A 12,453-nucleotide genomic window follows, 5' to 3' on the forward strand; every position below is an offset into this window, starting at 1 on the left:
ACCTCTTTTGAAAGTTGTTACAATTCTAGTGACAAATGATATAATCTTTCCAGTATTTTGTAAAGAAAAAATTAAGAATGGGGCTGACAAAATGAAAGTCGCATGTATTCAAATGGATATTGTCTTTGGAGATGTAGAAAAAAATATTGAGAATGCTAAAAATAAAATAAGCGAAGCGATGAAAGAAAGACCAGATGTTATTGTCTTACCAGAACTATGGACAACAGGATATGATTTAACGAGACTCTCTGAAATTGCAGATAGGGATGGATTGGAAACGAAAGAAAAGCTGAAAGAATGGTCGAAACAATATGGTGTACATATTGTCGGTGGTTCTATTGCGAAGCAAACAGAGCAAGGTGTTACAAATACAATGTATGTGGTAAACAAGGAAGGAGAACTAGTCAAAGAATATAGTAAAGTGCATTTATTTCAGCTTATGGATGAACATAAATATTTAGTAGCTGGAAATAGTACAGGCGAATTTAAGTTAGATGATGTAGAGTGCGCCGGCACAATTTGTTATGACATTCGTTTTCCAGAATGGATGCGCGTTCATACTGCTAAAGGGGCAAAAGTTTTATTTGTTGTAGCAGAATGGCCATTAGTTCGTTTAGCACATTGGCGTTTGTTATTACAAGCAAGAGCAGTTGAAAATCAATGTTATGTTGTTGCATGTAATAGGGCAGGAAAGGATCCGAATAATGAGTTTGCCGGTCACTCTTTAATTGTCGATCCTTGGGGAGAAGTTGTTGTAGAAGCGAATGAAGAAGAATCAATTTTATTTGGAGTGCTTCATTTTGAGAAAATTAAAGAAGTACGCAAAGGAATTCCAGTTTTTGCAGATCGTCGTCCAGAATTATACAAATAAAATGTTGACAAGTGATTTTTATTCTTGGTATAGTCTTCAACATAAAGTTAAAAATTCAAAAAATTATACAACTCTTATCAAGAGCAGGTGGAGGGATTTGGCCCGATGAAGCCCAGCAACCGACCGTAATACCATTGTGAAATGGGGCGTTTATTTACGCCAAAAGGCACGGTGCTAATTCCAGCAGAAAGTTTACTTTCTGGCAGATAAGAGGGGAGAAGATAAACTTCAAACCTCTTTCTTAGTGGAAAGAGGTTTTTCTGTGTTAGAAAAACCTCTGAATTTAAAAAAAGGGGAGAAGACGATGGAATATTATTCATTGACTGAAACGACAGCTATACAATATGCGAAAGAACACGGTTATTTTGAAAAGAAAGCAAATGTAGTTTGTCATGAAATTGGAGATGGAAATTTAAATTACGTGTTCAAATTAGGTGATGGAGAGAAGTCTATTATACTAAAACAAGCATTGCCATATGCGAAAGTAGTTGGTGAGAGCTGGCCGTTATCTATAAAAAGAGCGACGATTGAAAGTAAAGCATTACAAATTTTCGCGAAGTATGTGCCGGAATATGTGCCGGTAGTGTACAGTCATGATGAAGAGTTAGCGGTAACAGTCATAGAAGATTTATCAAGACTAACAATTGCAAGAAAAGGATTAATAGATGGAGAGGAGTATCCACTTTTATCCCAACATATTGGTCGTTTTCTAGCACATGTGTTGTTTTACACTTCAGATTTCGGATTAGAGTCAGAAGAGAAAAGGGTACTAGAAGGTGCATTTGTAAACCCAGACCTTTGTAGAATTACAGAAGATTTAGTGTTTACAGATCCGTTCGGTCATTACGATACGAATGATTATGAACCAGATTTGCAGCTAGCTGTAGATGAACTATGGAGTGACAAAACTGTCAAACTAAAAGTGGCACAGTATAAATATAAATTTTTAACGAGAAAAGAAGCACTCATTCATGGAGATTTACATACGGGAAGTATTTTTTCATCACCTTCTGAAACGAAAGTGATTGATCCAGAATTTGCAACATATGGTCCATTTGGATTTGATCTTGGTCAATTTATTGCAAATTTATTATTAAATGCGTTATCACGTGAAGAGGAAAAAAGAAGTGTGCTATTTTTCCATATTGAGAAAACATGGAGTTATTTTGTAGAAACTTTTACGAAGTTATGGATTGGAGAAGGTGTAGAAGCATATACGAAAGAGAAACAATGGTTGCCAATTATTTTGCAAAATATTTTTACGGATGCCGTTGGATTTGCCGGATGTGAGCTTATCCGTAGAACAATTGGCTTAGCGCATGTAGCTGATTTAGATGAAATAGCAAATAGAGAAACGAGAATTCAAGCTAAGAAACAGGCGTTATCCTTAGGTAGAGAACTAATAAAATATGAATCTAAGAGCGCTGATATTCAACTGTTCCGAACACTATTCCAACAGACAGTTTTTGGAGGGGTAAAAGCATGAGTACAATTGTTACTATTCCGAGGTCTGTCAGTTGGAAAGGGGATGCCATTGCAGTATTAAATCAAACAAAGTTGCCGCATAGTATAGAATACAAAACATTAACGACAATTGAAGATGTATGGAAAAGTATTGTCATGCTAGAAGTAAGAGGAGCACCTGCAATTGGAATTGTAGCTGCATTTGGCTTGGCGCTTGCATCAAAAAAATATAACACTGTACATATTGAAGAATTTCAAAAGAAGTTTAATAGAGATTGTAATTATTTAGGAACGTCACGCCCGACAGCAGTCAATTTATTTTGGGCAATCGATCGTATGAGAGAATCCATTCGGGAAATTAATACAATAAAAGAAGCGCAAAAAAAATTAGAAGAAGAAGCGCTTCTCATCCAGCAAGAAGATGAAGCAGTATGCCGGAGTATTGGAGAACATGCATTAACATGTTTTAAAGATGATGATAACATTTTAACAATTTGTAACGCTGGCAGTATTGCAACTGCTAGATATGGTACTGCATTAGCACCGTTTTATATTGGAAAAGAAAAAGGTGTGCGTTTACATGCGTATGCGTGTGAAACGAGACCGGTTTTACAAGGTGGGCGTTTAACGACCTGGGAATTAAAACAGGCAAATATTGATGTAACACTTATTACAGATAATACGGCAGCTCATGCTATTCAAACGAAAGAAATAAACGCGATTATAGTAGGAGCGGACCGAATTGTCGCAAATGGAGATACAGCAAATAAAATCGGAACAATGAATTTAGCTATATTAGCAAAGTATTTTGATATCCCGTTTTACGTTGCAGCTCCGCTATCGACATTTGATATTACGAAACAAACAGGTGCAGAAATTGTTATTGAAGAAAGAGATGAAACAGAAGTTACGAAAATTTTTGGAAAACAAGTGGCGCCAATTGGAACTGATGTTTATAATCCTGCATTTGACGTAACGCCGAATGAATTAATTACAGGTATTATTACCGAGAAAGGTATTATACGAGGAGATTATGAACAGGAAATTGCATCATTATTTGAAAGACAAGCTAATACATAATAGCTTGTTTTTTTATGCCTAAATGTTTTCTTTTCTCTTATTTATATAATGAAAGGAGGAGAGAAAGATGGAAGAGTGGATCAGGATGGTAGGTAATGTAGGCTTTCCGATTGTTGTAACATTATATTTACTTCATCGTATTGAAAGTAAATTAGATGGGGTAATTGTTGCAATCGAGAAACTCCCTAAACAATTACTAAAGTAGGAGGTCCTCGCGATAGAAAGTAAAATAAAGTTTGCTCTTCGGGAGCAAACTTTATTTTTATCCCGCTTTAATGGGCAGTAAGACCCCCACCTCAAAATTCAGCGAAAGCAAAGAATTTAGGTGGGGGGCGGGCTGTCCATAAAAGTCCGATTGGTGAGGGCTAATAATCAGTGGGGATTAAGAAAACCCCCACTGATTAAAGTTTCACTTTATTGAGCAGTATAGCCACCATCGATAACGACAGCTTGACCAGTTATACCTTTAGTTTTTTCACTTGCTAAAAACAGAGCATAATCAGAGATTTCTTGAACTTGTAATAAGCGTTTTTGTGGTACAAGTGGATAAATAACATCCTCTAAAACATTTTCAAGTGGTACGTTTCGTGTAGTAGCTAAATCTTGTAGTTGATTACGTACAAGAGGGGTATCGACATAACCAGGACAAAGCGCATTAACGGTAATTCCGTGAGTAGCGCCTTCTAAAGCGGCAACTTTTGTTAATCCAATTACGCCATGCTTCGCGCTATTGTAGGCAGATTTTCCTGCAAATCCAACGAGGCCATTAATGGAGGCTACATTAATAATTCGGCCATACTTTTGTTTTTTCATGATTGGGAAGGCATGCTTAATTGCGATAAAAGGAGCGATTTGCATAATTTTAATAAGTAATTCGAACTTTTCGGTTGGAAAATCTTCAATTGGTGAAACGTGCTGCATTCCTGCGTTGTTAATTAATATATGTAATGAACCGAAATGAGCAACTGTTTGAGAAATTGCAGCGGTAATTTCTTCTTCAGATGTAACATCACATTTTAAACCGATAGCTTGATAGCCTTCTTTTTGTAATTGTTCAGCAGCCTCTTTTGCACGTTCTTCAAGACGATCGGTAATCACAACTTTTGCACCTTCTTTTGCAAAAGCGTTTCCCATTTCATAACCAATACCACTTGCAGCACCTGTTAAAAAGACAACACGATTTGTAACCATGGTGAAAAACATCCCTTCGTAATAAAGTTCTCATATTGCTCTATTTAGAGGGCGGATAATAAAAATCCTGCAAAGATTTGGAAAAAATTTGCTAGCTATCTTGTTTTACAAAATAGTCTCTGCTATACTACATTGTAAAGCAAGATACTTACGCTTATCTATCTTGTAAAACAAGATAGTGGGAGGATTGAATTATGTCGACAAGTCAAATGCTGAAAGGGATTTTAGAAGGATGCTTACTTGCTATTATTTCTGAAGGTGAAATATACGGTTATGAAATGAGTGAAAAGCTAGCAAAATATGGCTTTACAATGGCGAGTGAGGGAAGTATTTATCCGTTATTAATACGAATGCAAAAGGAAGGATTAATAACAAGTGTAATGAAGGAATCTCCATCTGGCCCCAAGCGAAAATATTATACATTAACAGAAAAAGGCGAGGAAGCACTTAATGAATTTATGGATCGTTGGGAAACGATGCAAAGTAGTGTAGAGCGTCTACTTGAAGGGAAGGGAAGAAAAAATAATGCTATCAAGTGAAGCACGAAAGTTTTTATTAGAAATGAGATTGTTTTTAGCAGCAAAGGGTGTGAAAGAAAGCGATATTGAAAATTTTATTGAAGATGCAGAACTTCATTTAATTGAGGGTGAGAGCGATGGAAAAAGTATAGAAGATATTTTCGGAAGCTCACCGAAAGAATATGCAAATGAACTTGTAAAAGTAATGGAAAAGGATAGACAGGAAACGTGGAAGCAAATTGGTTTTACAGTAATGAATATCGTATCGTTTTGGATTATTGCTTCTATCTTAATAGTGAATAACGGAATGCTACAAATTTCACTTATTCAGTGCGTTGGGTATAGTTTTACATTGATTGTAGCTGTAATGGGTCCTAATTTTTTACTTCGCAAAATGACCTTTGTGACAAGTTTTACAAAAACGTGGTTTTCTATGTGGTTTTTAGTTATGATTGCGCCAATGTTTTTAATAGGAGTTGTTACGATATTAGATGTGATCTATCCTACAAAAATGTTTACATTCACCCAAACGCAAAGTTTTATATTAGCTGGAGCTATTTTTATTATCACAATAGCGATAAATATATATTTTGAAGGATGGTTTAAAAATTTATATTTAATCATTCCACTTTCAATTATGTTACTGTTTAAAACATTTACTTCGGAAGATCTCATGCCAATGTTATTTCAGATTATATGTTTATACGGAAGTTTGTTTATTTTAATTTTCCTTGAAATTATGATGAAGATGAATAGAAGAGAAGCGGTTAAATAAGGGAGGGGTTATCATGCAGATTTCTAAAGAGGGAGAAAAGTTTTTAATCGATACGAAAGTGTATTTAATAACAAAAGGAATAAAAGAAGAAGATGTGGACGCCTTTCTAGAAGATGCAGAACTTCATTTAATAGAAGGCGAGAAAGAGGGAAAGACGGTAAAGGATATATTTGGTGATTCACCAAAAGAGTATGCGGAAGAATTAGCGAAAGAGATGGAGAAGGATAAAGGCGGGAGTATAAAAAGCATTTTAGGGATGATTATTGGTATTGGTGGATATTGGTTACTAATAAATATTTTATTTGAAAGTCCAAATCATGAATTTACATTAACGAATGTACAATTGATTGGATACCCAATTGTTTTAATGATTACGATTGTAGGGATTATATTTGCTTTTAAAATGTCATCGTTTAAGAGCAAAATAAAAGAATTTAGCATTATTTATATAGCAGCTTTGCTACCAATTTTATTACTAGTATTATTAATGTTTATGAACAAGTGGTATGGGACACCTGTATTGCAATTAACTACTATGCAAAGTTATATATTAGCTGGAATTGTCTTATTAGTGTTGTTAATTGGTGAAGCGTACATACTTGGATGGATTGGAATATTAGCTGTTATTGTACCACTATTAATAATGTTTGTATTTAAAGGGTTGGGAGAGAAAAATCCATACTGGGGAATGTTAGAATCTTTACTTCTGTACGGAAGTTTATATGTATTAATGCGATGGTCTTTAAAAAATGAGGAGAAAAAAACTGTAAGCTAGCTTTATATTAATAGTGAACGAACTGAATTTTTTTATTATAGGAAAAGGGCTGCTCTGGATATACAAAAAATTATTTCCAAAGAAATACTATATTTTGATTTTTAGAGGGATTCGGTTTAGGTGTATAGTGTATCCTTTGCAGCCGGGCTTTCGTTTATGGATTGGAATAAGTTGTTTTAAACAGTAACAAGGTTGTTACTGTTTTTTTCTTTGTAATAAAGTACTTTGTAAAGAGAGTGCTTTTTGTTCGTTCGTTAATAGTGACTGAATATGGACATTTTCAGGGCGCGGGACTATCGGATACATAAGATTTGTTGGAGAGGGATGGTGCTCCGAGCCAGTTGGTGAATGAGGATCTGCGTGAGTAAGTTTTCCATGAATACGTCTTGTGAATAAAATATGACCGACTTCATGAGCGAGCGTATATATATTTTTCATAGGAGCAGCCGAATTTGTTAAAACGATATAACCAGTAAGTTGCTGTTGTTTTGCTAAAGAGTAAGCGCAGGCAATGACGGCTGTTTCTTTAAAATAATCACTACCAATATAACAAATGTAAAGGTCGCATTCAGGAGCTTCATTTACACATGTTTGGAAAAAGGATGCTAATTTTTCCTGACTTTGAATAGAATTTTTATAACTAATTTCACGGTCAGAAAAACGAAAAAGTTCATTTAAAATAATTACGTCTTTAATTTGAAATGTAATCGGGTGCCAAATTGACTCTGCAACTGCTAAATCTTTGGCGATACGGTCATCAGAAATATCGGCGCCTGGAGTAATGCAAATACATATATTGACGTATGGATCCATAAGGAACACCTCAACTGAAAAAATTCTTCCTATAATATATGTTAGAGAAAGACCCTACGTATGGATAAACGCCTTGTTTATTACAAGTCGAAAAAATTTCATAGTTCTATAACGTAGTGTGATCATCTTTTTGATATAGTAAAGAAAAGGGGGAGAATATATGTATACATTAAAAATCGTTTCAGACAGAGAAGCTCTTTATCAATTTGCAAGTTATGTAAGAGTTGTGCAAGGGGTAGAAGATGTATATGTAGAGGTGGGAGAACCTTTATATGAACATCCATTAATGAAGTTTTATGTACATATTAAGCTGGAGGAAACATATGAGCAACATAAAGCGTTACAAGAAATAGCAAGGTTAGTAGAGTTAGGGCGTTTTACATATGTTCATTATCGTAATGATGAAATTGAAGAAGCTTTTGAAGCTGTAAAATATGAAAGTTTTAAGAAATAAGGGTGAAAAAAGGAGGCGAAAGCTTCCTTTTTTTTCTTGGAAATTACATCAACAAAAGGAGAAAAATTTTGTTATGATAAGGGAGGGTGAGGAAAGGAGAGTTTACATAATGGGGTATATTGAAGAGTTACGCAAAGTCGTTGGGACAAGACCACTTATTCTCGTTGGATCAGCAATAATTATACTAAATGATAATCAAGAAGTATTACTTCAATATCGTTCAGATACATATGATTGGGGTGTACCTGGCGGCGCGATGGAACTAGGAGAAACGACTGAAGAAACTGCTCGCCGAGAATTATTCGAGGAGACGGGATTAACTGCAAAAATAATGCAATTTCTAGGTGTCTTATCAGGAAAGGAAGTATATTTCCGTTATCCTAATGGAGATGAAATTTTTAATGTCATTCATCTGTATCAGGGGCATCATGTGAGTGGAGAGTTAAGGCTTGATCATGAGGGATTGAAGCTTCAATATTTTCAGGTAGATAAGTTACCAAAATTGAATGAAACGACAGAGAAAATTTTACAAAAATTTTTATATGCATTAACAGAATAGAAGGTTAATTCCTTCTATTTTTATTATATTAAATATTTTGATTTTTTAGTATGTTTATAGTATGATAAATGTAGACATACATCTTATGGAATTTCACCTAAAAACTGACTAGGGTACATAAGAGAGGGGCAAGTGCAAAATGCATAATGTTGTTATTACAGCTGCAGTTCGTTCGCCAATTGGAACTTTTGGAGGAGCGCTAAAAAATGTAACGCCAGTAGAATTAGCGGTTCCTGTACTTCAGGAAGCTGTAAAACGAGGCGGGGTAGAACCACACGAAGTTGATGAAGTAATTTTAGGTCATTGTATTCAAAGAACTGATGAAGCAAATACTGCAAGAACAGCTGCATTAGCGGCAGGATTTCCTGATACAGTTACGGGTTATACAATCCAACGCCAATGTTCTTCAGGTATGCAAGCAATTATGTCAGCTGCAATGCAAATTCAATTAGGTGTAAGTGATGTTGTTATTGCAGGTGGAGTAGAAGCAATGAGTTCAAGCCCTTATGCATTAAAACAGCACCGCTGGGGACAACGTCTACAGCACGGAGAAATTCGTGATACGGTGTGGGAAGTACTAGAAGATCCGATTCACCATATTATGATGGGTGAAACAGCTGAAAATCTAGTTGACCAATATGAAATTACAAGAGAGGAACAAGATGAAGTTGCGCTTCGTAGTCATACATTGGCACTACAAGCAATCGAGTCTGGATACTTTGACGAGCAAATTGTTCCTATTACGATAAAAGAACGTAGAAAAGAAGTAGTATTTTCGAAGGATGAACATCCACGTGCAGATATTACAGCGGAAAAATTAGCAGGATTAAAACCAGCTTTCCGTAAAGATGGATCAGTAACTGCAGGTAATGCATCTGGTCTTAATGACGGAAGTGCGGTTCTAGTATTAATGAGCGAAGAAAAAGCGAAAGAAAAAGGCTTACAACCGTTAGCTAGAATTGTTGGATATTCAGTAGCTGGAGTAGATCCGAAAATTATGGGTATTGGACCAGCACCAGCAATTCGTAAAGGATTAGAAAAAGTAGATTGGTCATTAGAAGATGCAGATTTACTTGAAATTAATGAAGCTTTCGCTGCACAATACTTAGCTGTAGAGAAAGAATTAGGTCTAGATCGTGAAAAAGTGAATGTAAACGGTAGCGGTGTAGGACTTGGACATCCAATCGGTTGTACAGGAGCTCGTATTACGGTAAGTTTAATTCATGAATTGAAGAGACGCGGTTTAGAAAAAGGAATTGCCTCTCTATGCGTCGGTGGCGGTATTGGGGTAGCATTATTTATAGAAGCACTATAAAAAAGAAGCAGCGATTGCTGCTTCTTTTTTACGATTCAAATAGATGCTGGAATAGTCGATCACGGTTTTCAAAGAACAGTTTCATCGTTTGATAATGCTCGGTGTCTTCTAATGTGGCTTCATGAATCCCTTCTTGTGTTAAAGAGTATATAGTGGATTCAGGGTAAGCCATTAAAATAGGAGAATGCGTCGCGATAACAAATTGTGAACCTTGTTCTGCTAGTTCGTGCATTCGAATGAGCATGGAAAGTTGTCTCATTGGTGATAGAGCGGCCTCAGGCTCATCTAAAATGTATAAACCTTGTCCTGAAAAACGATTCATAAATAATGAAAAGAATGATTCACCATGGGATTGTTCGTGAAGTGAAACACCGCCATAAGATTTTATAGCATCTATTTCATCAATATAAGAAGCAACGTTATAAAATGATTCAGCACGAAGAAAGAAACCGTCGTTTGGTGTATTGAAACTTTTGGAAATGCGAAGGTATTCATGTAAAGATGAATGGGAATCGTTTGTACTAAAGCGAAAGTTTTTCGTTCCACCTTCTGCGTTAAAACCTAAAGCAATTGCAATTGCTTCGAGTAATGTTGATTTACCCGTTCCATTTTCTCCAATAATGAATGTTACATTTGGGTGGAAAGCTAGTGATTGTAATGTTCGGATAGCGGGTAAACAGTAAGGATATGCGGAAAAACTAGGGATATTTTCTTTTTTTAATGTGACATTTTTTAAAAAGGGTACGTCAATCAATATATAAACCTCAATTCATAACGGATTTTGATTCTAAAAAAGCAGCAAATACAAGTGTAAGACAACTTGCGAATAAAATTGTATATTGAAGTGCTTCCATAGAAAGAAGCCAATGTATGTACTAAAAAAAAGATAAACAGAACAAGAAAAAAGACAAGTGTTAATGACACGTGAACCCCTCCTTATTTTCTGAATATTTCATGTGGATTATAACATGTAAACTATCATATTCCAATGTGAAAATAAATATTGCATCAAGATCAATTCTATCGTTATGATAGATGGTATTCTATTGAAGATATGAAAAGGAGTCAAAACATGCCGTTTACATTTGCGCATCCAGCAGCTATTCTGCCTTTTACTAAGCGAAATTCTAGTTATATTTCAGTAACGGCTCTTATATTAGGGAGTATGGCGCCTGATTTTGAATATTTTTTACATTTTAGACCATATGGTATCATTGGCCATACATGGCTTGGGTTCTTATATTTAAATTTACCGCTTGTATTTCTACTTGCATACATATATCATTACATTTTAAAAAAGCCGTTTATATTACATTTACCAAAAACGTTTGCTGGCTACTATACATATGCAGTAGATAAGAGGTGGGGGCTTCATACATGGAAGGATTTCTCTGTATTTTGCTATTCCGCTTTATTTGGTATGCTCACGCATGTTGTTTGGGATGCGTTTACTCATCATACAGGCTACTTCGTTATGAAAATAGCATTGTTACAAAGAGAGTTACATAGTATTCCAGTGTATAAATACATGCAACACGGAAGTACATGTGTAGGTTTATTATTACTATTATACGTACTATGGAAGTATAAAGATGAAACAGGGAAAGATATTATGATAGCTTCAGAAAAAAGGAAGTATTGGGTTTCAGTAATAATTGTGGCAGCCCTTATATTTATCGTTCACGCGTTCGTAGATCCCTATTTTCATATTTTCCAAATAGGAGGTATAATAGTATCTGGACTGACAAGTTCGTTTTGTGGACTTCTTATTGTTTCTATAGTTTACAAAGCAAGGGACTAATTTACATTAATGAATGATAGTGTTAGGAGAAATTATATGATGAAAGCATGGAAAAGTATTTTTGTTTTATGTAGTTTTCTTCTTATGTTAAGTGGTTGCTTCCATCAAGAAGAAAAGAAAGCTGAACCGAAGAAGAAAGAATCTATTCCTGAAACAAAAGAATATGGTGGGCGTGAGTTGAAAAAAGTAGGACAAAAAGTGAAAGAAACAGGGTGGGGTACTTTTAAATTAGAACAGATTCATTCTGTAAATCAAACATTTGAAGTAGCACCAATGAAAATTCACGTACAAGATGTGAAAGTAATCTCTTTATCGCAGATGAGTAAAGATGCAAAAAATACATTAAAAGTATATACGGCATTAACTCCTGAAGAAGTAAAGCGTAGATTAGGAGATAAAGTAAGTCAAGAAGATGCGGAGTTATATGCATCGATCAGTGGTACTGAGATTAGTGATACGATTCGTTACGTTGAAATTACATATAAGGTGGAAAATAGCGGGAATAAAAATATGCAATTTTTCTCTATGAATGATGTTACGATTAATGATAAGCAACATTTTAAAGTAGCGACTCAAAACTTTTTATATGATGAAGATACGCTCGTTGGTACAAAAAATGTATCAAGAGAAGACTATAAGCCTGGTGAAAAAAGAGATGGTATTATCGGCTTAATACTTGATGATGGAAAAGAAAAGGTAAAGGATATTAAGTTTACAACAGATAATGTAGTTGCAGCAGATACAGAAACGCAAGATGTTGTAAAAGAGCCACAAACTTTTAACATCTCACTTGCTGAGTAAGAGGTTTTTAAAAATATGTAAGAAAAAACAGTCAGC

General features: G+C 35.1%; 15 protein-coding genes, 1 pseudogene and 1 riboswitch. Of the genes and pseudogenes, 13 read left to right on the forward strand and 3 right to left on the reverse strand.

Annotated features, from left to right (window positions below; all coding sequences use genetic code 11):
- Positions 1 to 7 precede the first annotated feature (7 nt).
- From ACXVYO_RS22200 to ACXVYO_RS22215, 4 genes are all read left to right on the forward strand, one after another.
- Positions 8 to 871: a carbon-nitrogen family hydrolase gene (locus ACXVYO_RS22200; RefSeq protein ID WP_458468634.1), complete on the forward strand. Its 864-nt coding sequence runs from the start codon at positions 8 to 10 to the stop codon at positions 869 to 871.
- A gap of 71 nt (positions 872 to 942) precedes the next feature.
- Positions 943 to 1,084: riboswitch (SAM riboswitch) on the forward strand.
- 91 nt (positions 1,085 to 1,175) lie between these two features.
- Complete coding sequence (mtnK, locus tag ACXVYO_RS22205) at positions 1,176 to 2,357, forward strand: S-methyl-5-thioribose kinase (protein ID WP_458468500.1); 1,182 nt, start codon at positions 1,176 to 1,178, stop codon at positions 2,355 to 2,357.
- A complete protein-coding gene (gene mtnA, locus ACXVYO_RS22210; RefSeq protein WP_458468501.1) occupies positions 2,354 to 3,415 on the forward strand; it encodes an S-methyl-5-thioribose-1-phosphate isomerase in 1,062 nt (353 codons plus the stop codon). The genes mtnK and mtnA overlap by 4 nt, the downstream gene beginning before the upstream one ends.
- 67 nt (positions 3,416 to 3,482) lie before the next feature.
- Entirely contained in the window at positions 3,483 to 3,620 is a 138-nt protein-coding gene (locus ACXVYO_RS22215) for a YvrJ family protein (protein WP_000393345.1), read from the forward strand.
- Between the two features lie 209 nt (positions 3,621 to 3,829).
- Here ACXVYO_RS22215 and ACXVYO_RS22220 read toward each other — a convergent pair whose 3' ends face one another.
- Entirely contained in the window at positions 3,830 to 4,606 is a 777-nt protein-coding gene (locus ACXVYO_RS22220; RefSeq protein WP_458468502.1) for a 3-hydroxybutyrate dehydrogenase, read from the reverse strand.
- A gap of 194 nt (positions 4,607 to 4,800) precedes the next feature.
- Between ACXVYO_RS22220 and ACXVYO_RS22225 the strand changes: the two genes are divergently transcribed.
- The 4 genes and pseudogenes from ACXVYO_RS22225 to ACXVYO_RS22240 all read left to right on the forward strand — a co-directional run.
- The gene (locus ACXVYO_RS22225; RefSeq protein ID WP_458468503.1) at positions 4,801 to 5,145 is read left to right on the forward strand and encodes a PadR family transcriptional regulator; all 345 of its coding nucleotides are present in this window, start codon (positions 4,801 to 4,803) and stop codon (positions 5,143 to 5,145) included.
- Positions 5,132 to 5,899 carry a DUF1129 domain-containing protein gene (locus tag ACXVYO_RS22230; RefSeq protein ID WP_458468504.1) on the forward strand — a complete coding sequence of 256 codons (768 nt, stop codon included), beginning with the start codon at positions 5,132 to 5,134 and terminating at the stop codon, positions 5,897 to 5,899. The genes ACXVYO_RS22225 and ACXVYO_RS22230 overlap by 14 nt, the downstream gene beginning before the upstream one ends.
- Positions 5,900 to 5,912: 13 nt before the next feature.
- On the forward strand, positions 5,913 to 6,674 hold the full coding sequence (locus ACXVYO_RS22235; protein WP_458468505.1) for a DUF1129 domain-containing protein: 762 nt from the start codon (positions 5,913 to 5,915) through the stop codon (positions 6,672 to 6,674).
- Between the two features lie 22 nt (positions 6,675 to 6,696).
- Positions 6,697 to 6,854 (forward strand): annotated as a pseudogene (locus ACXVYO_RS22240) (DNA-binding protein); the annotation flags it as partial.
- Positions 6,855 to 6,869: 15 nt separating this feature from the next.
- Here the strand turns inward: ACXVYO_RS22240 and ACXVYO_RS22245 are convergent.
- Entirely contained in the window at positions 6,870 to 7,487 is a 618-nt protein-coding gene (locus ACXVYO_RS22245; RefSeq protein WP_458468506.1) for a DUF955 domain-containing protein, read from the reverse strand.
- A gap of 160 nt (positions 7,488 to 7,647) precedes the next feature.
- Between ACXVYO_RS22245 and ACXVYO_RS22250 the strand changes: the two genes are divergently transcribed.
- The 3 genes from ACXVYO_RS22250 to ACXVYO_RS22260 all read left to right on the forward strand — a co-directional run bounded on the left by ACXVYO_RS22250 (position 7,648) and on the right by ACXVYO_RS22260 (position 9,815).
- Positions 7,648 to 7,941, forward strand: coding sequence for a DUF3928 family protein (locus ACXVYO_RS22250; RefSeq protein ID WP_000288327.1), 294 nt, complete (start codon positions 7,648 to 7,650; stop codon positions 7,939 to 7,941).
- 109 nt (positions 7,942 to 8,050) lie between these two features.
- Positions 8,051 to 8,500, forward strand: a complete 450-nt coding sequence (locus ACXVYO_RS22255; RefSeq protein ID WP_063263325.1) for an NUDIX hydrolase — start codon at positions 8,051 to 8,053, stop codon at positions 8,498 to 8,500.
- A gap of 139 nt (positions 8,501 to 8,639) precedes the next feature.
- Positions 8,640 to 9,815, forward strand: a complete 1,176-nt coding sequence (locus tag ACXVYO_RS22260) for an acetyl-CoA C-acetyltransferase (RefSeq protein ID WP_088097600.1) — start codon at positions 8,640 to 8,642, stop codon at positions 9,813 to 9,815.
- A 28-nt stretch (positions 9,816 to 9,843) separates the two neighbouring features.
- Here ACXVYO_RS22260 and ACXVYO_RS22265 read toward each other — a convergent pair whose 3' ends face one another.
- On the reverse strand, positions 9,844 to 10,569 hold the full coding sequence (locus tag ACXVYO_RS22265) for an AAA family ATPase (RefSeq protein ID WP_458468507.1): 726 nt from the start codon (positions 10,567 to 10,569) through the stop codon (positions 9,844 to 9,846).
- Between the two features lie 318 nt (positions 10,570 to 10,887).
- Here ACXVYO_RS22265 and ACXVYO_RS22270 point away from each other — a divergent pair, with 318 nt between their 5' ends.
- Positions 10,888 to 11,616 (forward strand): DUF4184 family protein, encoded by a 729-nt coding sequence (locus ACXVYO_RS22270; RefSeq protein ID WP_458468508.1) that lies wholly within the window; start codon positions 10,888 to 10,890, stop codon positions 11,614 to 11,616.
- Between the two features lie 36 nt (positions 11,617 to 11,652).
- Positions 11,653 to 12,417 carry a hypothetical protein gene (locus ACXVYO_RS22275; protein WP_458468509.1) on the forward strand — a complete coding sequence of 255 codons (765 nt, stop codon included), beginning with the start codon at positions 11,653 to 11,655 and terminating at the stop codon, positions 12,415 to 12,417.
- Positions 12,418 to 12,453 lie beyond the last annotated feature (36 nt).

The sequence above is a fragment of the Bacillus sp. BC08 genome (assembly GCF_054326875.1).